Below are 23,615 nucleotides of genomic sequence, written 5' to 3'. Positions count from 1 at the left end.
GCTCATTCAAATAATTCCCCCTGATTCGAGTTCAGACAAATTGCCGATGCGCAGTTTACCAGCATCCCAACAATAAATCCGAAATCGAACATCCGAAATCAAAACCATGCCTGTAAACCGCAACGCCCTCATCCGCTACCGCACTATAGACCAATGCCTGCAGAACCACCGCCGCAAATGGACGCTGGAGGACCTGATAGCCGCCTGCGGCGAGGCCATATACGAGTACCAGGGCATTGATACCGGCGTGAGCCGCCGCACCGTACAGGCCGATATGGAGATGATGCGCAGCAACAAGCTGGGCTATGAGGCCCCCATCGTAGTCATCGACCGCAAATACTATACCTACAGCGATAAGGACTACAGCATCGCTAACAGCCCCATCAACCAGCAGGATATGCAGGTGCTTAGCGAGGTGTCGGACCTGCTGAAGCAGTTCAAAGGCTTCAACCACTTTACCGACCTGAACGAGATGGTGAGCAAGTTGGAGGATAAAATATACTCGCAGAAAACCCACAGCGCGCCGGTAATCGATTTCGAGAAGAATGATAACCTGAAGGGGCTGGAGTGGATAGAAGTGATCCGCAAGGCTATCGTGGCCAAAAAGGCAATCTGCGTTACGTACCAGTCGTTTAGGGCACGGCAGGCCAATAGTTTTTGCTTCAGCGCCTATTTGCTGAAGGAGTACCGCAACCGCTGGTTCGTGCTGGGCGTATCGCACCAGGGGAGGGGCATGCTGCTCAATTTGGCGCTGGACAGGTTGCAGGCCATTACCGAACACCAGGAACCTTACCGCGAAAACACCACCATCGATTTTGCCACTTACTACAGCGATGCCATCGGCGTAACCAAATCACCGGGGCAGCAAGATTGCGAAGTGGTATTCTGGATGGATAACAAGGATGCGCCCTACGTAATTACCAAACCCCTGCACCATACCCAAAAGATGCTGCGTGATGATGGCGCGGGCAAGATCTTCAGCATTCGGGTAATATTGAATTTTGAGCTGGAGCGGGAGTTGCTTGGCTTCGGCGCCAGGCTGCGCGTGCTTGGCCCGCGGCCCCTGATCAAACGGATAAGGGAACAATTGCACCAGGCCGTTAATTACTATAAAACGCCGGAGAAGGAGGGATGATGGCTTTGTTGCCTTGTATAAACAAACAGGCCGTTCCACGCGAATGGGACGGCCTGTTTTTGGGTAGCGTATTTATACGGTATAAAAAAAGGGGGTAATACGCTTATTTAAAATATATAATAAGCGCAACTTGCATTATAAATCGCAATGATTTATATTTAGATGATAAACCTTTTATTCACAATTAAACACTTAAAACAATGGCGATTGAATTAGACGAACCGGGTGTGACTCCTATGATGGACCCCATCACCCTCCAGCGATTTAGAAAGCTCCAACAAAATTACCAAACATTGGACCCATCCAACAAAACCATCTCCGGATGGGTAAGCCTTATCGAGTTAATGAAGCTGGTAAGCGACAACAACGCCAACGGCGTGCGGATATATTTCGGCCGATATGAGGATGGCGAACAGCCTTACCCCGGCCAAAATACAGTGATGCTAGTTGCCACACGCGGTAAAGCTGACCCCACTACTGCCGACTCTGTCGACGTGTTAGACGAGCATGCTACAATTTTATTAGGCAACTTTACCGGATTGCCCGGCGATGTTATTCCGCTTTGCCCGCCCGCATGCCCATAATATTTTTAATATTATTGAAATATTCCATATGCAACATGCAGCTAAACAACGTATTATTGTGAATGCTAAATGTTATCATAGGGTCAGTATCGCTTTTAATTGCGCTTTTCGTTTCAATAATATTTAACAAAAAGCCCGGGCCTGCGCGGCTCTGGCTTTTTACATGGTTTTTGCTGTTTACGTTCGTTATCCAAATTGTAGGATATTTGTATTCCTGGGTAAGTCACGGCGGCAGCAATCACTTTATTTTCAATTGCTATATTATTGTCGAATATGCTTTTTACGCTTATATATATTATCAAATCATAACCCGGCCCTTGTTCAAAAAGGTAGTGGTTTGTGCCTCTGTGTTTTTTTCGGCGTTTTGTTTGTATCATATGTTTTTTATTAACCATTTCTTTTTATACAGCCCAATTTCGCGCCTCGCAAGCGGAATTTTAATACTGGGTTATTGCCTTTTGTACCTAACCGAATTGCAGCAGTCAGATGAGTTTGTTAATTTTTTTAAAACGCCAATGTTCTGGATATCCACAGGTGTTATGATATTCATCGTCGGCATGTTTTTGTACATATGCTTATTTAGCTATATCCTCAAGGGGGGAATGGACAAAGGCGGTCACATCTATCTTTTGTTGGCAACGGTGTTGAGCGTTATCGAATATTCGTTGTTCACAATTGGTTTTTATGTAAGAAAGAATGCTGGATAGTGATTTGATGCTGGCCATCTGTTTTGTAACGGTGCTTGTAGTTGCGCTTACCTGCTTTATGCTGTACGTGCTTTTATTGCAGCGCAACAAAAGCAACAGATACATCACTGAGCGCGAATTGATGAAGGCCAACTTTAACGAGCAGTTGCTGCGCTCGCGGCTGGAGATGCAGGAGGAGAGCTTCAACGCCATTAGCATGGAGATACACGATAGCGTAGGGCAAACCCTCAGCCTGCTAAAAGTGCAGCTGAATATCATCGAACAGAAAGAAGTGTTGGACAAAACGCTGCTTACCGAGGCTAAGGCCAACGCCAGCAAAGCCATGAATGATTTAAGGGATATTGCCAAAAGCCTCAGCACGGGGCATATCCAATCGCTTTCACTGATAGAGATGGCTGCCCAGGAGTTGCGGAGGATAGATACCACAGGCATTGTTGCCGGCACATTGCTTACACAAGGCGACGAGAAGCCCGTGCAAAGCGAAAAGAAACTCATCCTCTTCCGCATGGTGCAGGAGAGTTGCCAGAATATCATCAAGCACTCCGGCGCTACGCAGATCAAGATTGCCATCCATTTTTACGATGATGAATTAACAATCCAGATCAGCGATAACGGAAAAGGCTTCGATCCCTGCATTTTAACCGGTGCCGGAAAAGGCCTTGGCTTGCAGAATATCATGAGCCGCGCAGTAGTAATTGGTGGCCAGGCCGAAATAAGGAGCGGGATAGATGAGGGGACAACCATTGGCATTACCATGCCATACAATTAATAACAGATGAACATAGCTATAGTAGATGATCATGTGCTTTTCCGCAGGAGCCTAAAGGTGCTGATAGAACTTTTTCCCGGTTATAAGGTTACGCACGATGCCTCGCACGGCCAGGATTTAATCAGGCAGCTAACGCCTGCCAACCTGCCCGATATCGTGCTGATGGATATCAATATGCCGGTGATGGATGGCTACGCTACCACCACCTGGCTTCACAATAACCACCCCGCCATTAAAGTGCTCGCCTTGAGCACTATGGATGCTGAGGCTGCTATCATCAAAATGATAAAAAGCGGCGCCTGCGGCTATGTGCTTAAAGATGCCGAACCAGCCGAACTAAGGATGGCTTTTGAGGAAGTGATGAGCCGCGGTTATTTTTATAACGAGCTGGTAACCCGCAAGGTGATGCGCTCGGTAGGCTTACTCGCCGAGACCAAGGGAAATTCAGGCACCTTCGCCAGCTTGTCGGAACGGGAGCTTGAATTGCTAAAATACATCTGCACCGAGCTTACTTACAAAGAGATTGCCGACAAGATGTTCCTGAGCGCACGCACCGTAGAGGGCTACCGCGACAATTTATGCGAGAAGCTGAACCTGAAAAGCCGTGTAGGTTTGGCCATGTATGCCATCAAAAACCAGATTGTAACCAGTTACTGATTCAGGGGCATTATCGGTCTGCTAAATCGCTTATTATACTTTTTTTGCAATTAATACCAAATAACGCGCAAACCGTGCGGGCCAATCCTAACTTTTGTATTATTGTACTATAAACCAATAATACCGCTTATGGCCATCCGCAAATGCTTTTATATCCTGGCATTCATCTCTTTGTCTTTAAATCTTGCAGGCTACGCACACCCCATAGTAGGCGACCCGGACTTGCTGAAGGCAAAGCAACTAAAACCCTTTGGTAGGTATTTGTTCAACAGCAGCGGCCAGTTGGAACTCATCAGTTCGGCCGTGCATTTCGGCTTTACGTTCAGCGGCAGCAAATGCGAATTATACGTGGGCCTTAACGACCCTAACGCCCACAGTTATATTCAATACGAACTGGATGGGGTGTACCAAAAAAGGGTGCGCGTGGATGGCAGCGTAGGCGAGCCCACCGTAATTACCGCAGCAGGAGAGGGCAAGCATACCATTTGGATATATAAAGCCACCGAGGCGCATACCGGCCCGATTATAGTAGACAGGATTACTGCAAAGGATATAAAACCGTTGACTGCCCCCGATGCGCCCATGATTGAATTTATCGGCAACAGTATTACCTGCGGCGCCGCGGCAGATGCATCTGACGTGCCCTGCGGTACGGGCCAATATCACGATCAGCATAACGCGTATATGGCATACGGCCCGAGGGTGGCCCGGGCGCTTAATGCCAATTTTATGCTGAGCAGCGTAAGCGGCATAGGCATTTACCGCACCTGGAATATGGATGGCCCATCTATGCCGCAGGTGTACGAGAAGGTAGATTTCCAGGTGAACGGGAGCAAGAAATGGGATTTTAAAACCTACAGCCCCAAAGTAGTGAGCATAGCCCTCGGCACCAACGATTTCAGCAACGGCGACGGCAAAACTCCCAGGAAGCCACTGGATACGGCGGTGTTCCGAAGCAGTTTCGTGAAGTTTATCCAACTGGTGAAATCCAAATACCCTAAGGCCCGCATAGCTTTGCTGAGCAGCCCGATGATAAAAGGGGAGAAACGCGTAATCCTGCAAGATTGCTTAACCGCCATCGCCAAAAACGTAGATGCCCTATACCCCGGCGATAAACCGGTGGCTACGTTTTTCTTCGAACCGATGGACCCACGCGGCTGCAGCACCCATCCCAGCGTAGAAGACCACGCCATTTTAGCCGAACAACTTACACCGTTTTTTAAGGTGTTATTGGAGAAATAAATTGCTCAAATTACCCGTCCCGTCATGCCGAAATCTTTTCGGTACCCCATCTGATTAGTTCGTGGCGATGCAAAGCAGGTTAGCATAGTGGCCACTTTTATGATGGGGTTCTGAAACAAGAAGAATGACGTTTTGGTGTTTTTTTCGTCTCAACAGGGGCTCTTTGAAAAAGGACCCTGCGGAACACATTCTTTTCTATCCCCCCATTTTGAAAAAAAGCATGTTATTATGACAAATGATGCTTGTTGCGTTCCCCGTAATTTAAGCTAATTTTATGCGTCAGGCCGGTAAATAAAAAAACTTGGCATAAGTTTGGGGCGCACGCTGTTTTACACATTGTACCATGCAACAAAACATATTGATTATTGACGATGAAAAAAAGCTGAACGGCCTTTTAACCCGCATCATCGAACTGGAGGGCTATAAGGTTTTCCAGGCGTTTACAGGGAAGGAGGGGCTGAAGATTCTGGCCCAGGAAGAGATACAGGTAGTAATAAGCGATGTAAAACTGCCCGATGTAAACGGCGTGGAACTGGTAAAACAGATAAAAGAAAAGCAGCCCTATGTTGAGGTGATAAACCTAACCGCTTTTGGCACCATCGCCGATGGGGTGCTGTCCATCAAAAACGGCGCGTTCGATTATATTACCAAGGGCGACGACAACGACAAGATCCTCCCCATGCTTGCCCGCGCTATGGATAAAGCACACCTGCAGCTACAGGTGCATAACCTGCAAAACAAGATAGTAAAGCAGTTTACTTTCGAAGGTATTGTAGGGCATTCTAAAGCCATCAACGCCGCTATAGAGCTCGCCAAAAAAGTTTCTGTTACTGACACTACGGTATTATTGCTCGGCGAAACAGGTACGGGTAAAGAGGTTTTCGCTCATGCTATCCATTATAACAGTAAACGTAAAACTGAGAATTTTGTGGCAGTGAATTGCAGCTCGTTCAGTAAGGAATTGTTGGAGAGTGAGCTGTTCGGCCATAAGGCTGGTGCCTTTACCGGCGCATTGAAAGAAAAGAAAGGCCTGTTTGAAGAAGCCGACGGCGGTACGATGTTTTTGGATGAAATCGGCGAGATGGATATCAACCTGCAGGCCAAGATACTGAGGGTGATTGAACAGGGCGAATTCATTAAAGTGGGCGATACCAAAACCACCAAGGTAAATGTGCGCATCATAGCCGCCACCAACCGCAAACTGGAAGGCGAGATAGCCAAAGGCAATTTTAGAGAGGATTTGTTTTACCGCCTTTCAGTTTTCCAGATATTGCTGCCATCGCTCAACGAGCGCCGGGATGATATAGGCTTGTTGGCAAAGCATTACTTAAAAGAATACACCCGCAAAGTAGGGCAGAAGATAAACGATATGAGCCCCGAGTTTTTAGCCGGACTGGAGAAACATAACTGGAAAGGGAATATCCGCGAACTGAAGAACATTATCGAACGTGCAGTAATCATCTGCGACAGCCCCACGCTCACCGCCGACTTATTGCCGCTCGATTTTTACGATCATGCAGAGAACGCTCCCTCATCGTTCGCGCTCTCATCTATCGAAAAACATCACATCAACAAAATACTCCATTACACCAAAGGCAATAAAACCGAAACAGCGCGCTTGCTGGGCATCGGCTTAACTACTTTGTATCGTAAGATTGATGAGTATGAATTGGAGAAGTGATCGCCCGAAGATTTTAACCACAAAGAACACAAAGTATTTGCTATGTGACGAACACAAAGGGCACAAAGCTTTGCAAATTGCTTACGGGGTTAAAGCAAGCTAATAATATACAACTCCTCTGCTTAAATCTTTCTTTGCGCCTTAGCGGCTTTGCGTGACAAAAATACCGTCGTACAACTTTGTGCCCTTTGTGATTCTTCTTTGTGTCCTTTGTGGTTAAATTACCATCAACACAAATCAGCCACCCCAAAACGACAAACCTCACCCCAAAATAGAAATAACACCACCCCGAAATGAAAAAGCAACCCTTCCATTTTGGTAGGGTTAGGCATGTCGCACTTTTTATAAAGTGCCTTTAAAGCACGTATAAGCCTTTTTTTCATTTTGGTATGCTGGTTGTTAGCCGCTGGGCATGAATAAATACCCTTTACCCCCAAACTATTGCCATTACGCGCTATTGGTGAATACTAACCCAATGTTAACCTTTAACCATTTAGTTCGATGAATCCGCATGTGCGTAAACTTACTGCCGGCGGCGTTCTGGTTACCCTCGGTATCATCTTTGGCGATATAGGTACTTCGCCTTTATACGCTTTGCAAACCATATTGAAAGAAGGCGGTCGCGCCGATGAGTTTATGGTGCTTGGCGCTATCTCCTGCATTTTTTGGACGCTTACGCTGCAAACCACTTTTAAATACATCTTTATCACCTTGCAGGCCGATAACAGGGGCGAAGGCGGTATATTCTCCCTGTTTGCACTGGTGAGGCGCTACGGCAAGTGGCTGGCCATCCCGGCTATCATAGGTGCGGGTACTTTGCTGGCCGATGGCATCATCACGCCGCCAATATCGGTAACCTCAGCTATCGAAGGGTTGGGGTTGGTGCCGGTATTATCGCATGTTATCATCCCGGGCAGCACCATTATACTCATTATTGTAATCATCATTATTATCCTGCTGTTCTTCTTTCAGCAGTTTGGTACCAATGTAGTAGGGGCATCCTTTGGGCCTATTATGCTGATCTGGTTTGTAATGCTTGGTGGCCTGGGCCTTGTGCAGGTGGCACAATACCCTATTATATTTAAAGCTTTCAATCCTGTTTATGCGTTCGATTTGCTGGTAGAACATCCTAATGGGTTTTGGCTGCTTGGTGCGGTGTTCCTGTGTACTACAGGCGCCGAAGCCTTGTACTCCGATTTGGGGCATTGCGGCCGTAAAAACATCCAGGTGAGCTGGATTTTTGTAAAAACAACTTTGCTGCTTAACTACCTTGGCCAGGCTGCGTGGGTACTCAGGCAGGCCAACCCCCATATTGTAGATAGTGTAAACCCCTTTTTTGCTATCGTGCCGCATGGCTTTATCATCCCGGCGGTGGTTATTGCTACCCTGGCCACTATTATAGCCAGCCAGGCACTCATCAGCGGCTCTTTTACGCTCATCAGCGAAGCCATCAGCATGAACTTCTGGCCGCGCATCACCGTGAAGTACCCATCCAATATCCGCGGTCAAATTTATATCCCCAGCATCAACTGGCTGCTGTGTATCGGCTGTATATTGGTGAGCCTTTACTTTAAAACTTCCGAAGCCATGACGGCGGCCTACGGTTTCTCTATCACCATAGCCATGCTGATGACCACCATCCTGATGTATTACTTTATGCGCTATGTAAAGCACTGGCCAGTATGGCTGGTTACTATAATCCTGTGCATGTTTCTTACGGTTGAGTTCTCGTTCTTCGTGGCCAACGCTATCAAGATCCTAAAAAGACTGTTCTTTGTAGGCTTCGAGGTCGGGCTGATATTTACCATGTACATTTGGTTCAGAGCCAGGAAGATCAACAACAGGTTCCTGAGTTTTGTGGACCTGGCCGAACAACTCCCCGTACTTACTGCCCTGAGCGAGGATACTAGCATATCTAAATTCTCTACCCATCTTATATACCTCACCAAAGCCAACAACAGTAAGCAAATAGAGCAGAAGATTATCTATTCTATCCTTAGTCGCAAGCCAAAAAGAGCCGATGTTTACTGGTTCCTACACATCGAACGTACCGATGAGCCATTTACCATGGAATACAGCGTGGATGAATTAAAAGATGATAAGGTTATTCGGATAGAGTTTCGCCTCGGGTTCAGGATACAGCCGCGTATCAACGTGCTGTTCCGCAAGGTGGTACAGGAGATGGTGGCCAATAAGGAACTGGATATTACCAGCCGCTACCCATCTTTAAAAGAATACCACCTCGCGGCCGACTTCCAGTTTGTGTTGATGGAGAAATTCCTTAGCTACGAAAATGAATTCAGCGCCAAGGAAGGCTTTATTTTGAATAGCTACTTCGCCATTAAGCGCCTCGCACAGTCAGATGCTAAGGCTTTCGGGCTGGATACCAGCGAAACCAGGGTAGAAAAGATACCCTTGGTGGTGAGTCCGGTGTCCTACTTTAACCTGAAGAAGATAGCGCCTTCCGGCCAGGCTTAAGATTTTTTCTCTTATGACAAGCAACCCTTCCAAAACGGAAGGGTTTTTTGTTGTAAGGCATTTTTATTAATGCTGCTTATCACATTAATGTACTGATTGTCAATTAGTTTTGGATAGCTTTACAAAATTGGTATTGGTATTGGCATAAGCCACAAAACATTAACAATATGATCACTATAATCCTCTTTGTATCCATCCTTATTTCGAGCTGGGTAATTTTTAAATCAATCGACTGGTTCGAAAAAATCTAAAACATCATGATCGCATTATTTATCATCTCCATTGCAGTTTTCTTATACATGGTATATGTGCTGCTTAAACCCGAAAACTTTTAACCCCCTGACACAATGAACACTGAACTATTAGGGATCATTGCATCCTTCGTTATTACGCTGGCCATCGCAATACCGCTGGGTAAATACCTGGCCAAAATGTTTGCCGGCGAAAAAGTATGGACCGATTTTATGAAGCCTCTGGAAAAAGGCATTTATAAGCTATCAGGCATCAATCCAAACGAGCCGATGGACTGGAAACAGTTTTTGAAAGCGATGATGGTAATTAACATACTTTGGCTGGTGTACGGTTTTTTTATTTTGATTTACCAGGATAAACTTCCGCTTAACCCCGACGGCAACCCCGGTATGACAGCCGACCTTTCGTTCAATACCATCATCAGCTTTGTGGTAAACTGTAACTTACAGCACTACAGTGGCGAAAGTGGCGCAACTTATCTCACCCAGCACTTTATTTTCATGTTTTTGCACTTTACCAGTGCAGCAACAGGTATTGCATGTGCGGTGGCTGTATTTAGAGCATTCCGCGATAAAACCACTACCAATTTAGGTAACTTCTGGGAGTTTTTTATCAAATCAATTACCCGCTTGCTATTGCCTGTATCTATAGTAATTGCCTTGATTCTAACCTTCAACGGCACGCCAAGCAGTTACGCAGGTAAAGACCAATTCATTTCCTTGCAGGGAGATACCGTAAATGTGTCCCGTGGCCCCGCCGCGCAAATGATAGCCATTAAGCACTTAGGTACAAACGGTGGTGGTTATTTTGGCGCAAACTCGTCACACCCGTTTGAAAATCCAAACTACCTCACCAACATGGTAGAGATTGTTTCGCAATTTATAATACCGGTGGCAATGATATTGGCCTTTGGATATTTCATCCGCAGAAAGAAACTGGGTTGGGTAATTTTTGGAGTAATGACGATTGGTATGTTTATGCTGATGATACCAACCATCACCAGCGAGTTGGGCGGCAACCCCGCCATTGCTAAAATGGGCATTACCCAAACAACCGGCGCTATGGAAGGCAAAGAGGTACGCTTTGGGCCGGCGGCTACAGCATATTGGAGTACGCTCACTACCATCACCTCAACAGGTTCTGTTAATGGTATGCATGATAGTACAATGGCTTTGACCGGCGCATGGGAATTGCTTGCTATGATGATAAACGGCTTTTTTGGAGGTTGTGGTGTGGGTATATTAAATTACTTTATATATCTGATCATAGCGGTCTTCATTTCAGGCTTGATGGTGGGGCGAACCCCAGAGTTTTTGGGCCACAAGGTAGAGGCGCGCGAAGTGAAGATAGCCGCTTTAATAACACTGCTTAGCCCCTTCCTCATTATGGCGGGGACCGCGATAGCGGCTTATGTTTTCACCAACCACGGCAATGCGGATTGGGCTGTGAAACCATCGGCCTGGCTAAACAACCCCGGCTACCATGGCTTTAGCGAAATGCTTTACGAGATGACCTCAGCTAATGCCAACAACGGCTCTGGCTTTGAAGGGTTGGGCGACAACAACATCTTCTGGAACGTATCTACAGGTTTTGTGCTCATTTTGGGCAGGTTCCTGCCGATTATCGGCCCCGTCGCCATTGCAGGCTTGCTTGCCAAAAAGAAATTCATCCCCGAATCTGCAGGTACATTGAAGACCGATACCATAACCTTCGGCCTGATGACCTTCGCCGTAATATTGGTACTTAACGCATTATCATATTTCCCTGCCTTGGCTTTAGGGCCTATTGCAGAATATTTTTCAATGGTAAAATAAGCCCCACCCAACCCTCCCCGGAAGGGGAGGGCTTAAAAAACTATTAAAATGACAACCAGATCAAATAAATTGTTCGAACCGGCTCTGGTGCAAACTGCACTTAAAGAGTCGTTTATAAAGCTGAACCCCAAGGTAATGCTGCGCAACCCGGTAATGTTTACTGTGGAAGTAGGTACTGTAATTATGGCCTATATGTGCGTTTACAGCTTCCTGAACGCCGGCCAGGGTTCATTTGCTTATAACCTTATCATCTTCATTGTACTGTTGCTTACCCTGTTGTTTGCCAATTTTGCCGAGGCCATTGCCGAAGCACGCGGTAAAGCACAAGCTGATAGCCTCCGCAAAACCCGCGAAGAAACACCTGCTAAAGTTTTGCTGAAGGATGGCAGCGTAATAACTAAGTCATCCAACGAGCTACGTAAAGGCGATGTGTTCGTTTGCGAAACAGGTGATACTATCCCAACTGATGGAGAGATTATAGAAGGTTTAGCTACGATAGATGAGTCGGCCATTACCGGTGAATCTGCCCCGGTTATTCGCGAGGCAGGCGGGGATAAATCGTCGGTTACAGGCGGTACCAAGGTATTATCCGATAATATTAAGGTAATCGTAACTACCGAGCCGGGCGAAAGCTTCCTGGATAAGATGATTGCACTGGTAGAAGGTGCATCGCGCCAGAAAACGCCAAACGAGATAGCCTTAACTATCCTGCTGGCCAGCTTTACGCTGATATTCATCATCGTATGCGTTACGTTGAAACCCTTTGCCGACTATGCAAATACCCCTATCACTATAGCCGCATTGATATCGCTCTTCGTTTGTTTGATACCCACAACTATCGGTGGCCTTTTATCGGCCATCGGTATTGCGGGGATGGACAGGGCACTGCGTGCCAACGTAATTACCAAATCGGGTAAAGCGGTAGAAACCGCCGGCGATATCGACGTATTGCTACTGGACAAAACCGGTACCATCACCATCGGTAACCGTAAGGCCACTCATTTTTGGCCCGCTATTGATGTGTTGCCTGATGATTTGGTAAAGGCAGCTGTACTATCTTCCCTTGCTGATGAGACCCCCGAAGGTAAATCCATAGTGGAACTGGCTGCACAAAGTAAAATGAACATTGCCAGCACTGCCCCTGTAGGAGCAGAGTTTATCAAGTTTACTGCCGAAACCCGTTCAAGTGGTATCGATACTAAAGATGGCCTGCGCATCCGTAAAGGTGCTTTCGACTCGATACGCAACTTAACCCTGAAGGCTGGTAATAAAGTGCCTGCCGATGTGGAAGAGCGTGTAAAAGCAATCGCATCAAATGGTGGTACGCCGCTGGTGGTATCGCAAAACGAAAAGGTATTAGGTACTATAGAATTGCAGGACATTATCAAACCCGGCATTGCCGAACGTTTTGAACGCCTGCGCAAAATGGGTATCAAAACCGTAATGGTAACCGGCGATAACCCGCTCACCGCCAAATTTATTGCCGAAAAAGCCGGCGTGGATGATTTTATTGCCGAGGCCAAGCCGGAAGATAAAATGAACTACATCAAAGCCGAGCAGGCAAGCGGCCGCCTGGTAGCCATGATGGGCGATGGTACCAACGATGCCCCCGCACTGGCCCAGGCCGACGTAGGTGTGGCTATGAACAGTGGTACGCAAGCCGCCAAAGAAGCAGGCAATATGGTGGATTTGGATAACGACCCAACCAAGCTGATCGAGATCGTAGAGATAGGCAAGCAGTTGCTCATCACCCGCGGTACGCTCACCACCTTCTCCATCGCTAACGACGTGGCTAAATACTTCGCTATCGTTCCGGCTTTGTTTATCGCTTCTATCCCGGCATTGCAGGCCATTAATATTATGCATTTGCACAGTCCGGAAAGTGCGATATTATCTGCCGTGATATTCAACGCCATCATCATCCCGATGCTGATACCGTTGGCTTTGAAAGGCGTAGAGTATAAACCAATCGGCGCCAGCGCATTGCTTCGCCGCAACCTGCTGATATACGGTTTGGGCGGTGTGATCGCACCATTTATCGGTATCAAATTAATCGACTTACTTATTTCCCTATTCTTCTAATTAATAGAAATTATGAAAAATTTAATGACATCCATACGCTTAACGCTGGTAATCATTGTGTTGGTATGCGTAATATATCCTGTGTTTATCTCTTTTGCAGGTAAACTGTCCAAAGGGCACGGCGATGGCGAAACCATTGTTGTTAACGGCAAAGTAGTTGGCTATGCCAACGAGGGACAAAGCTTTACCCAGCAAAAATACTTTTGGGGCAGGCCATCGGCAGTGGGTTATAATGCAGCAGGTTCTGCAGGCAGCAACAAGGGCCCAAGCAACCCCGATTACCTGAAAGATGTGGCCAGCCGCATAGATACCTTGCTTAAATACCACCCATACTTAAAACGCAACGATATCCCTGCCGAAATGGTAACTGCATCGGGCAGCGGCCTCGACCCCGATATTTCGCCTTTGGTTGCCAAGATCCAAATCAAACGCGTAGCAGATGTACGAGGCTTAACCGTACAACAGGTTACCGACCTGGTAGCCGCCCATACCGAAGGACCGCTTTTAGGTTTATTTGGGCCAGCGAAGGTGAATGTGCTGAAATTGAATGTAGCCTTAGACCAGTTAAAAAAATAAAGAGAATTTAACCACAAAGAACACAAAGGGAGAACCCCAAAGGGCACAAAGAAAAATAAGCTTAGTGCTCTTTGTGGTTACCAACCCGCAAATCTTAGTGTCCTTTGTGGTAAAACAGCCAATAAGATGCCAGACCAGAAAGACGACTCCGTAAAAAACTTCATCGAACTGTTGAAGGATAGCAGGCGCGGCAAGCTGAAGATCTACATCGGCATGAGTGCCGGCGTGGGTAAAACTTACCGTATGCTGCAGGAGGCGCATGCCCTGCTCAAAAATGGCATCGATATCCAAATAGGATACATCGAAACCCACAACCGTGCCGAAACACATGCCCTGCTGGCCGGGATCCCCTACATAGGTCGTAGAAAGACATTTTACAAGGGCAAAGAACTGGAAGAGATGGATCTGCAGGGCATCCTCAACCGCCACCCGGAAGTGGTGATTGTAGATGAACTTGCCCACAGCAACATCGAAGGCAGCAAAAACAGCAAACGCTGGCAGGATGTAAAGGATATTTTGGAGGCGGGGATCAGCGTGATAACTGCCGTAAACATCCAGCACCTGGAGAGCCTGAACGAGGAAATAGAATCTATCACCGGCATTGCCATCACCGAACGCGTACCCGATAAGGTGCTGGAACTGGCAGATGAGATCGTGAATATTGACCTTACTGCCGATGAACTCATTAGCCGCCTAAAGGAAGGCAAGATATATGATAAGGCAAAGGTGGCAACCGCGCTGCAAAACTTTTTCCGTAACGAGAAGATATTGCAACTACGCGAGATTGCTTTAAAGGAAGTGGCACACCACCTGGAACGGAAGATAAACGTGGAGGTGCCTAAGCAGATAAAACTGCGGCCCGAAAAATTCCTGGCCTGCATTTCGTCCAATGCCGAAACGGCGAAAATCGTCATCCGCAAAACGGCGCGGCTGGCATCTTATTACCGCTCGCCCTGGATAGTGCTATATGTACAAAGCAGCAACGAAAGCCTGGATAAAATAAAACTGGATAAACAGCGTCATCTTATCAATAATTTTAAACTGGCCACAGAACTTGGTGCCGAACTCATCAAAATAAAAAGCGACAACGTTACCAAAACCATTATGCAAATAGCAGAAGAGAAGGAGGTTACCACCATCTGCATAGGTAAGCCTCATTTAAATTTATGGCAGGTGATATTAAGAACGGCTATATTTAACGAATTACTTAACAAAATTGCAGCAACAGAGACCGATTTGGTCATATTATCATGAAAGTAAAAACTAAACTCCGGCTGGGCTTCGGCTTTTTGTTTGTAGTGGTGCTGTTTTTCGGCGCTACCGCTTTGTTCTACATCCGCGATATTTCGGAGAACTCGAAGGCCATACTCAAGAACAATTACGAGTCGCTGAACTTTGTGCGGCAGATGCGGCTGTTGCTAGATAACGGAGGCATTAATGCCGATACGGCCGGCGAACGGAAGTTCGAGAAGTACCTGTCCCTACAGGAGCACAACATCACCGAGCCGAACGAAAAGGCAGCCACCGAGACCCTGCGCGCGGGGTTCACGGCATATAAATTGTCGCACCTAAGCAGCGATATCAATGTGATAGGGGCGGCCTACCATAAGATATTTGCAGGCCTTGGCAAAATAGAGGAACTGAATATGCAGGCGATCGTTCGCAAAGATGCCCAGGCACGAAAAACGGTGGATGACGCCACGCTTATCCTGGGTTTGGTGGCCAGTTTCTCCTTCATGGTGCTGTTCAGTTTCAGCGTCAATTTCCCTGGCTTTATTGCCAATCCCTTGCGGGCACTGCTGGCAGGTATCCGCGAGATTGGGCAGAAGAATTATGCTACCCGCATCCATTTTGAAAAAGACGACGAATTTGCCGAAGTTGCCAATGCCTTCAACCTGATGGCCGCGCGGCTGAACGAGTGGGAGAACAGCAACCTGGCCACCGTAATATCGGAAAAACGCCGCATCGAAGCCATCATAGAGCAGATGCAGGATGCCATCATCGGGGTAGACGAAAAGCAGGAAATACTTTTCATGAACGATGCCGCCCGCAAAGCGCTCAACATTAATGATGATAAGGTAATCGGCAAAAATACAGAAGCACTCACGAAAGGCAATGACCTGTTCAGGTCCATCATAGGTGATGATGCCCCAGCAAAGCCTTTCAAGATTGTGCTGGATGGGAGGGAAGCTTACTTCCAGTTGCAGAGCAGCAGTATATCGGTGCCCAATATCAACCACGGAACGGATGTATTGCAGATAGCCAATCGCCCGGCGGGCAAAGTATATATCCTCAAAAATATTACCGAATTCAAAGAGCGCGACGAAGCTAAAACCAATTTCATCGCCACCATTTCGCACGAGTTGAAAACGCCAATCGCATCCATCAAAATGAGCCTGAAGCTGCTGAACGACGAGCGCGTAGGCGCCATGAACAACGAACAGCACCAACTGATTGCCCACATTAAAGACGATAGCGAACGCCTGCTGAAAATAACCAGCGAATTGCTGGAGCTATCGCAGGTGGAAACCGGCAATATCCAGCTGAACTTTGTGCCGGTAAGCCCTATGAAGATTGTGGAGTATGCCATCACATCCATCAAATTCCAGGCAGAGCAAAAGAAGGTAGAACTGGAGATAGTGCAGGACCATACCCTGCCCGATGTGCACGTAGATATCGAGAAAACGGCCTGGGTGCTGGTGAATTTCCTCTCCAACGCCTTGCGCTACAGCGCCGAAAAATCGAAGATAGTGATACAGGTTGCTGCTAAACAGGGCAAGGTTGAGTTTTCGGTAAAAGATTTCGGCCGTGGGATAGATGAAGCCTACCAAAAACGCCTGTTCGACCGTTACTTCCAGGTACCTACGGATGGGCAGAACAAATCCGGCTCGGGCCTGGGCTTAGCCATTTCCAAAGATTTCATCAACGCACAAGGCGGCACCATCGGCGTAGAAAGCGAGTTAGGCGAGGGGAGCAGGTTTTATTTTAGTTTGCCGGTGTGAGGGGGGAAGCAAATTCGAATAAAATTATGGTTTTGAAACCTTTTCCGAATAATAAATTTTAAACCAGTTTGGTACGTTATCTTGGTTAATCTCGTCCCATGCTTTTTTGCCGCCAATTATTTTAAAGTGCGCAAACATTTTAAAGTCTTCGCCATCTTCGGAATTATCGAAGAAAAAGGCTTGATAAGCTAATTGGGCAGCATCATGCAATAAATCAAGCGCACGATAATACCTCGTTTCAATTTTATTTATTGGGACGCTGTGACCGCCTTGTTTAATCCTGGTTTCAACACGGAACTTATTAATCTCAGGAGATTCTGTACAAACGAAATAAAGGTAAACTTTATAGCCCGCATTGACTGCATCTTGTAAAATGGCAAGTTTGGAACTGTGAGAAAAAACAGTTTCAAAAGAAAATCTTTTTTGTTCCTGGAGCAGTTTCTTGCGGAGGTAATCGGCTGTTATTTGAGCTAATCTGTCGATATTGTTTTCCTGTAGTGAATGAATAGAATTATCGGTAAGTTGATAAGCTTTAACTAATTGTTGGTGTGTAAATACATTGTTAATCAAACCAGATGTCAGCGCGATTTGATTAAAATCTTTAGGGGTAGCTTTAAAGTTAAAAGGCGTAAACGAAAATTTCTTTTCCGTTTTTAGCGCGTATGCTATTTCATCTGCGTTGACATAGTATCCAAACTCAACGTTTTTATCGTTAACCTTATAGTTGCGAATAAAACTGATTACAGTGCTTTTGCCGGAGCCGTTCGGCCCGGCAAATACCCGGAGTTTTGGTTGTCCGGAATCCATTTATTAATCTAAAGCTATAGGACCAGAATGAATAGGGGTTTGTATCTGTTCAATCCGCTCCACACTACCGTCCTGATTTTTTTTTACTATCCAACCTTCCTGAGCTATAATTGTATAGCCCATCGTATTCATAGCTTCCTGCGATGCTATCTTCATGCCTTTTTTTGTTGCGCGAATGACCACTCGTTTCGTTAAGTATTCTTCGTGTGTATTCATAATTTAAAGTTACTGATATTTTAAATAAACCTGACGATTTAGTTTGTCTTCTGTTTTTCTAATCCACGTGTATGTGGTAAATAATGCGGTATCCACTTTACGATAATTCCTTTCCATGCCTTTTCCCCCACCAAGCCTCAATTCCAATAAGTACAACTCCAACTAAAAATCCCTGCAATAAAATAATCAATGCAGGCGCATAATACCAAAGGGGAGGATGTGCTGCCGGTATATAGTCACGATGCCTATTGGCCATATAAATAGTAAGTAATTCTAACAGCCATCCCAAATTCATCAAAATGCTCGCAAGTAGTATGATGTAGATATTGCGCCCCAGTCTTGGGATTAGCAGAAATAAGGGAAAAATACAATTGCCGCTAAGCATTGACCAGTATGCCCACCAATATGGCCCTGTTGCGCGGGTTAACCAAATGTAGTCGGAAGCGCCAAAATAACCCCATGCAATTAAAGTCAGCGTATAAATTAAAGAGAGAACTGCATAGGTAATCAATATCCATTTTATGATTTTAACAGACAAATTGGTGTGAACGTACTTGCCAAACAGCGTTTTAGCCAATAGGATAACCAAAACGGTGATAAAGCAGCCGCGGATAAGGTTATATTGAAGCAGTGTGAGTATTGCACTGTAAAGTGTCATGAATAACGGATTTAAGGGTTTAGATACTCACATAATTAAAAAATATCCCCGCTGGCGGACTATTTTTTTGTATTTAATATCCTGGCGCAACATCCTACTTCCCCCCATGCGGCAGCATCATCAAACTAATCATATCCCAGGCAAAGTGGCAGAATATGAGTACCCTGATGTTGCGGTATTTTTGGTAATGGAGGGCAAATATAAAACCGATGAACATGGGCACCAGCACATTGGCCAGCGTGCCCCAGCGGGCATGCGCAATGCCGAACAAAACCGACGATACGATAACGGGCCAATACCATTTCTTGAAGAACAATTGCAGCCGGGGCATCAGGTAGCCGCGCATCACCAATTCTTCTACTACGCCGGCCGTAAGCGATATGAATATTTTCAGCAGCAGGCTGAATTGCCCGAGCCCTAAAACGGCCTCGTTTGTTTTGTACAGGCCCGCAAAATACAGCGCATAAGTAATGGCGACGTTACCGATGCCCAGCGTAAAGATAATGCCGGGTACCGATGCCAGGTAAAAGCCAACGCCGTAGTTTTTCTCGGGCCACAGCAGCAGGGGCTGTTTTTCTACGCGAGTTACGTACAGGTAAATACAGCCCAGCCACAGCCAGTAAAAAAACCTCGAAATCGTAAACATCCCTGCCGACCATTCCTTCATCCCCGTAACCGCAATGATGATGTGATTGATTTGCGCTATGGCAAAGAAAAGCAGCATCGTTAAAATCAGCCCACGGGTAACCAGGGCGCGTTGCGTGTTGCTTTTTAAGTAGGTTAAGAGCATGGTGGGCTTGTGTATTGTTAAAGCTTTTATTGCGCTGTTTTCCCCATCAAGCCCTCGTTGAATTTCAGCAGCAGGTTAAACAGGTCTTCGTATTCGTTCAGCGGCAGGGTGGCGCTGATGTCGTAAATATCGTGGTAGGCTTTTATGCCGCCAAGGGTGTACATAAAAAATGCGGGCACGCCTTTCTCGCTGAAGAAGTAATGGTCGCTGTTGGCGGCTTTGCCACGCGAGTTCACCTTCACCAGGTAATTTCCTTTTTCGTTCACCTGTTTAAGTAGGGCAAATTCTTTTGGGAACACCGATGCATTCACTACCGTGATGCCTTCCACGCCGGTACCTTCCAGGTCCAGGTTCACCAAAAAGCGGATGTTTTTCAGATCGGTCAACGGGTTCTCTGTAAAATGTTTGGAGCCGAGCAGGCCCGCCTCTTCGCCCGCAAAAAAGATGAATGCCATGGTGTAAGGCTGCGGATGCTTGCCGTAGTATTTAGCTAGGCTAAGCACCTGGGTTACGCCGCTGGCGTTATCGTTGGCACCGGGGAAATAGGTTTTGCTGCCCATGCCACCCAGGTGGTCGTAATGGGCGGTGAACACGATGACGGAATCGGGCATCTTCGTTCCCTTCACCACAGCGCAGATATTGGCCGCCTTGAACGATGGGTTGAAGGTGTTCTCGATATCAATCTTAATGGTTTTCGGCAGGGTGCTTTGCAGTTTCTTATCCAGCTGTATCACCGTATAATCCAACACGGTTTGCTCGGCCGACCAGGTAAGTTTTGTTTCCAGTGTTACCATAATACGGTTCACCGCATCGACAAAGTGCGTGCTGTCCTGCTGCACCAGCTTGCCTTCGCCGGTAACCCCACGGCTATCCGGACTAACGATGAAATCCCTGCCAGGCACCAAAGCCACGCCGTTGATAGCTACTTCCATCTTACCAGGGAAGGTATTAACGGGGTAGCTAAATTCCTGCAGGTAAGTTTTGCCGGCCATGGGTTTTAACCCGTAGCTTTTCAGCTGACCGGCAATAAAATCTGCTGCTTTGCCCATGCCGTTGTTGGTATAACCACGACCCCAAAAGTAGGGGGAGGTGAGGGTATCCACCATCTTATGGGCAAATTTGATATCCTGCGCCAGGCCCAGTTGGCAGGTAAGCAGTAGTATAAGGCTTAGTTTAAGTTTCATCAGCGTAAAAATACGAAAAAGCGTTCATGGTTGATGGTTCATAGTTCATGGTAGCTGCGGTTAGTTCATAGTCGATGGTTGATAGTTCATGGTAGCTGCGGAGAGTAAATCAAGGCCATCCTTTAATCCAAAGAATCAAGGTTCAATTCGTGTAATTCGTCTCAATTGGTGAAATTCGTGTCAATCAATTCGTCCTCGTTCGCACCAATCAATTATAATTGCATTATCTATGGATTATACGCCCATCCTCGCCAATATTGCCCGTTACGTTACCCTCGGCCCGGAGGAGGCCGCTTACTTTACCTCCCTGCTGCATTACAAAAAAGTTAAACGCAAGCAATATCTGCTGGAACAGGGCGACGTGGACAGCAAAATATATTTCGTTACCGCTGGCTGCCTTCGCAGCTACGCGATAGATAAGAATGGCGGCGAACATGTGCTACAATTTGCGCCCCCCGGCTGGTGGATAGTAGATATGCGCAGCCTGCTCACCGGCGAACCTGCACGCTTGAATATAGATGCGATAGAAGAAACAGAGCTGTTCTTCGTCCATAAGGTAGATATGGACGCCCTACAATTGAAGTACCCCATTTTTGAACGTTTCGGCCGTATGCTATCTGAGAATGCCATGGCCACCTACCAGCACCGGCAAATAGATAACATGATATTGAGCGCCATGGAGCGTTACGGCAACTTCTGCACCTTGTACCCATCGCTTATCCGCTCGCTGCCGCAAAAACAGGTAGCATCGTACATAGGCGTTACCCCTGAGTTTTTAAGCAAGATGCTGAATACGGTGGTTGTAAAATAGTTCATGGTTCATAGATGATGGTTCATAGTTAATAGGGGATGGTTGACAGGCCACAATCAGCCGTAACCCCACCGCAGCTACCATGAACTATGAACAATCAGCCATGAACTAAACCGCAGCTGCCATGAACTATGAACAATCAGCCATGAACTCCGCCGCAGCTACCATGAACCATCAACTATCATCTATGAACTAAGTTTCGCTTTCATCAGCATGCTCTTCCACATGTAAGGCATGCGGCCGCAGCCTACGAAATGCGTTACTTCAAACCCTGTTTGGGTAAGCAGTTTGCTTAATGAGGCGCGCGACCAGAATTTGATGTGCCCGCCAACCGCAACCGCGTTGGTATGCTTATCCCATTTATCGAAGATGCTTAGCACCAGGTTTTTGAGGTAGCCATGGTACGGCGTAGTGAGTATGATTTCGCCGCCGCCGTTTTTGCTGAGCACGTCCTTGCAAAGCGCCATAAAAATAAATGGGTTGTAAATATGCTCAATCACCTCGGTAGATACGATGGTATCGAAAGGCAGGTCGCGTATTTCGGCAGGGAGTTGGTTATCGTCCAGATCCTGGATGAAAAATCGGCCCGGGTTTACTTTATTGGCAATGGCAATGCCGGTTTGTGAGGCATCTATGCCGTAGGCATTGTACCCTTGCGAAATAAGGAAGTTTACCAGGTAACCGTTGCCGCAGCCCAGATCCAGTATACAACGGTTTTTATCCTTGTTCAGCAGCGAGATCATAGAGTCTTGCACGTATTGCCAAAATGGGCTCGCGTGTTCGCTGGAGAAGCCGTGGTCCTGATAATCTGCCATAGGGGTATATTGCGTTTTTCGTTGCAATATAATACATTTTTTGCAACAGAATTGGTGTTTTGGTGATAAAATTGGAACCGTTGATTTTTCGTGGGTTGATTGTTTTTTTGCGCTCAAGAGGGCTTCGCCGTTTTAATGATTAAATGATGTCGCTGATGCCATCCATCATTTAGAGATGAAAGCAGGCTCCCAAATCAACGCAATCCTAAAATTATTAAAATCAACGGTTTCGCCTTTGTTGGCCTTGTGATCAACAACCAAGGCCGCCAATTTTTAGTACTGCATACGGTAAAACTTATGCATATCATCAAGTTTTAAAGGGTTTGCCAGGTACCATTTTACAAAATCATCCCATTTGGCTTTGTTGGCAGTTTGCCAGGCGGTAAAAGCATCTTCGTCGCCTTTCATCAATAGCCAATGGTTATAGGCTTCCAGGTGGCCGGCGTTTTGCAACTGGCTTTGATAGTCGAAAAGTATATTTGGGTATTTTTTGTCGAAACCGCGCTCTGTATAGAATTTCAAAAAACCTTGTCGTATCCTGTCGAGCGAATTTAGGTTAATTTCCCGCTCAGTACTCACGGCTATGGCCATCGTTGGTTCGTATATCAGGCTGTAAGGCAATAACGTTGCGTTAGTAGCTATTATATTGTTTTTACTGAAACTAACGACTGCTTTGTCGGGAGCGGGGAAAGTAATGTGTGTTTTATAAGCATCGTACAGTAATTTGCTCATCGCCTGCGTGCGTTTGCTGTTACGTTCCAGGTTCATAAATAGCTCGCCGTATAGCATCCCCCACATTGGTTCGTCTGATTGCAGGTACAGTTCGGCAGCCCGGTAGTAATTAGACGAGAATTTCGGGTCTACCTGAATGCCTTTCTCGTAATAACCCATTGCGCTATCGTAATCTTTTTGCAGCTCCGCCATAATGCCACTTTCCAGGTATAAATTGCCTGATGCCGGGAATTTTTTAAGACCTTCTTTATAAGTGGCGATAGCCTTATCGGGTTGTTTTAAATAATCGTAGCTATTGCCCAGCAACTGGTACAAGCGGTCGAAACTGTCTGGCTTATCCTTAAGTTTCTCCATTAGGTCTATCGCGGTTTGATATTTCTCCTGCCGGTAATAAATATAGGCTATTTCGTAAGGGTAGGTAATATTATCCGGATCGAGTTTTTGGGCTTCATCAAGGAGTTTAAGTGCTTCATCAAATTTATCCTCGTCGCCCAGTTTTACCCCTTCCCGGGCTTTGGCAAGGGCAGTTTCCTTGTTGGTCTGCGCATAGCTACCAAGGCAAAACAGGGTGGCAACTAAAAATGCAACGAAAAATAAGCGTTTTTTCATAATGATATGGTTTT

The 23,615-nt window shown here is 46.4% G+C and carries 22 protein-coding genes; 14 read left to right on the top strand and 8 right to left on the bottom strand.

The window, feature by feature from the left end; translation table 11 throughout:
• Window positions 1-106: 106 nt before the first annotated feature.
• Together AC1DYT_RS09455 and AC1DYT_RS09450 are read left to right on the top strand one after the other, a co-directional pair.
• Entirely contained in the window at window positions 107-1,135 is a 1,029-nt protein-coding gene (locus tag AC1DYT_RS09455; RefSeq protein WP_477469376.1) for a helix-turn-helix transcriptional regulator, read from the top strand.
• A gap of 200 nt (window positions 1,136-1,335) precedes the next feature.
• On the top strand, window positions 1,336-1,719 hold the full coding sequence (locus tag AC1DYT_RS09450; RefSeq protein ID WP_477469375.1) for a hypothetical protein: 384 nt from the start codon (window positions 1,336-1,338) through the stop codon (window positions 1,717-1,719).
• Window positions 1,720-1,832: 113 nt separating this feature from the next.
• Here AC1DYT_RS09450 and AC1DYT_RS09445 read toward each other — a convergent pair whose 3' ends face one another.
• Window positions 1,833-2,114 carry a hypothetical protein gene (locus tag AC1DYT_RS09445; RefSeq protein ID WP_477469374.1) on the bottom strand — a complete coding sequence of 94 codons (282 nt, stop codon included), beginning with the start codon at window positions 2,112-2,114 and terminating at the stop codon, window positions 1,833-1,835.
• A gap of 301 nt (window positions 2,115-2,415) precedes the next feature.
• Between AC1DYT_RS09445 and AC1DYT_RS09440 the strand changes: the two genes are divergently transcribed.
• From AC1DYT_RS09440 to AC1DYT_RS09390, 11 genes are all read left to right on the top strand, one after another.
• Window positions 2,416-3,195 carry a sensor histidine kinase gene (locus AC1DYT_RS09440; protein WP_477469373.1) on the top strand — a complete coding sequence of 260 codons (780 nt, stop codon included), beginning with the start codon at window positions 2,416-2,418 and terminating at the stop codon, window positions 3,193-3,195.
• A gap of 6 nt (window positions 3,196-3,201) precedes the next feature.
• Window positions 3,202-3,852 carry a response regulator transcription factor gene (locus tag AC1DYT_RS09435; protein WP_477469372.1) on the top strand — a complete coding sequence of 217 codons (651 nt, stop codon included), beginning with the start codon at window positions 3,202-3,204 and terminating at the stop codon, window positions 3,850-3,852.
• A 129-nt stretch (window positions 3,853-3,981) separates the two neighbouring features.
• Window positions 3,982-5,094 carry an SGNH/GDSL hydrolase family protein gene (locus tag AC1DYT_RS09430; RefSeq protein ID WP_477469371.1) on the top strand — a complete coding sequence of 371 codons (1,113 nt, stop codon included), beginning with the start codon at window positions 3,982-3,984 and terminating at the stop codon, window positions 5,092-5,094.
• Between the two features lie 343 nt (window positions 5,095-5,437).
• The gene (locus AC1DYT_RS09425) at window positions 5,438-6,775 is read left to right on the top strand and encodes a sigma-54-dependent transcriptional regulator (RefSeq protein WP_477469370.1); all 1,338 of its coding nucleotides are present in this window, start codon (window positions 5,438-5,440) and stop codon (window positions 6,773-6,775) included.
• 501 nt (window positions 6,776-7,276) lie between these two features.
• Window positions 7,277-9,253 (top strand): KUP/HAK/KT family potassium transporter, encoded by a 1,977-nt coding sequence (locus AC1DYT_RS09420; RefSeq protein WP_477469369.1) that lies wholly within the window; start codon window positions 7,277-7,279, stop codon window positions 9,251-9,253.
• A 257-nt stretch (window positions 9,254-9,510) separates the two neighbouring features.
• On the top strand, window positions 9,511-9,588 hold the full coding sequence (locus AC1DYT_RS09415) for a potassium-transporting ATPase subunit F (protein WP_078346467.1): 78 nt from the start codon (window positions 9,511-9,513) through the stop codon (window positions 9,586-9,588).
• 12 nt (window positions 9,589-9,600) lie between these two features.
• Window positions 9,601-11,319: a potassium-transporting ATPase subunit KdpA gene (kdpA, locus tag AC1DYT_RS09410; RefSeq protein WP_477469368.1), complete on the top strand. Its 1,719-nt coding sequence runs from the start codon at window positions 9,601-9,603 to the stop codon at window positions 11,317-11,319.
• Window positions 11,320-11,367: 48 nt separating this feature from the next.
• Window positions 11,368-13,401 carry a potassium-transporting ATPase subunit KdpB gene (kdpB, locus tag AC1DYT_RS09405; protein WP_477469367.1) on the top strand — a complete coding sequence of 678 codons (2,034 nt, stop codon included), beginning with the start codon at window positions 11,368-11,370 and terminating at the stop codon, window positions 13,399-13,401.
• 12 nt (window positions 13,402-13,413) lie between these two features.
• Window positions 13,414-13,977 carry a K(+)-transporting ATPase subunit C gene (locus tag AC1DYT_RS09400; RefSeq protein WP_477469366.1) on the top strand — a complete coding sequence of 188 codons (564 nt, stop codon included), beginning with the start codon at window positions 13,414-13,416 and terminating at the stop codon, window positions 13,975-13,977.
• A gap of 126 nt (window positions 13,978-14,103) precedes the next feature.
• A complete protein-coding gene (locus tag AC1DYT_RS09395) occupies window positions 14,104-15,231 on the top strand; it encodes a sensor protein KdpD (RefSeq protein ID WP_477469365.1) in 1,128 nt (375 codons plus the stop codon).
• Complete coding sequence (locus AC1DYT_RS09390) at window positions 15,228-16,979, top strand: HAMP domain-containing sensor histidine kinase (protein WP_477469364.1); 1,752 nt, start codon at window positions 15,228-15,230, stop codon at window positions 16,977-16,979. The genes AC1DYT_RS09395 and AC1DYT_RS09390 overlap by 4 nt, the downstream gene beginning before the upstream one ends.
• 24 nt (window positions 16,980-17,003) lie before the next feature.
• Here AC1DYT_RS09390 and AC1DYT_RS09385 read toward each other — a convergent pair whose 3' ends face one another.
• The 5 genes from AC1DYT_RS09385 to AC1DYT_RS09365 all read right to left on the bottom strand — a co-directional run bounded on the left by AC1DYT_RS09385 (window position 17,004) and on the right by AC1DYT_RS09365 (window position 20,634).
• Entirely contained in the window at window positions 17,004-17,786 is a 783-nt protein-coding gene (locus AC1DYT_RS09385; protein ID WP_477469363.1) for an ATPase, read from the bottom strand.
• A 3-nt stretch (window positions 17,787-17,789) separates the two neighbouring features.
• The gene (locus tag AC1DYT_RS09380) at window positions 17,790-18,002 is read right to left on the bottom strand and encodes a hypothetical protein (RefSeq protein WP_477469362.1); all 213 of its coding nucleotides are present in this window, start codon (window positions 18,000-18,002) and stop codon (window positions 17,790-17,792) included.
• A 97-nt stretch (window positions 18,003-18,099) separates the two neighbouring features.
• Window positions 18,100-18,660, bottom strand: coding sequence for a hypothetical protein (locus AC1DYT_RS09375; protein WP_477469361.1), 561 nt, complete (start codon window positions 18,658-18,660; stop codon window positions 18,100-18,102).
• Window positions 18,661-18,754: 94 nt separating this feature from the next.
• The gene (locus AC1DYT_RS09370) at window positions 18,755-19,450 is read right to left on the bottom strand and encodes a lysostaphin resistance A-like protein (protein WP_477469360.1); all 696 of its coding nucleotides are present in this window, start codon (window positions 19,448-19,450) and stop codon (window positions 18,755-18,757) included.
• 26 nt (window positions 19,451-19,476) lie between these two features.
• Complete coding sequence (locus AC1DYT_RS09365; protein ID WP_477469359.1) at window positions 19,477-20,634, bottom strand: M28 family metallopeptidase; 1,158 nt, start codon at window positions 20,632-20,634, stop codon at window positions 19,477-19,479.
• A 229-nt stretch (window positions 20,635-20,863) separates the two neighbouring features.
• Here AC1DYT_RS09365 and AC1DYT_RS09360 point away from each other — a divergent pair, with 229 nt between their 5' ends.
• Entirely contained in the window at window positions 20,864-21,445 is a 582-nt protein-coding gene (locus AC1DYT_RS09360; protein ID WP_477469358.1) for a Crp/Fnr family transcriptional regulator, read from the top strand.
• Between the two features lie 185 nt (window positions 21,446-21,630).
• Here the strand turns inward: AC1DYT_RS09360 and AC1DYT_RS09355 are convergent, their stop codons facing one another.
• Both AC1DYT_RS09355 and AC1DYT_RS09350 read right to left on the bottom strand, forming a co-directional pair.
• Window positions 21,631-22,260 (bottom strand): class I SAM-dependent methyltransferase, encoded by a 630-nt coding sequence (locus tag AC1DYT_RS09355; protein WP_477469357.1) that lies wholly within the window; start codon window positions 22,258-22,260, stop codon window positions 21,631-21,633.
• 273 nt (window positions 22,261-22,533) lie between these two features.
• On the bottom strand, window positions 22,534-23,601 hold the full coding sequence (locus AC1DYT_RS09350; protein ID WP_477469356.1) for a tetratricopeptide repeat protein: 1,068 nt from the start codon (window positions 23,599-23,601) through the stop codon (window positions 22,534-22,536).
• Window positions 23,602-23,615 lie beyond the last annotated feature (14 nt).

It is taken from the genome of Mucilaginibacter sp. P1_D10 (genome assembly GCF_056406215.1).
Note: the sequence above shows the minus strand (reverse complement) of the source record. Positions and strands in the feature narration are given on the sequence as shown.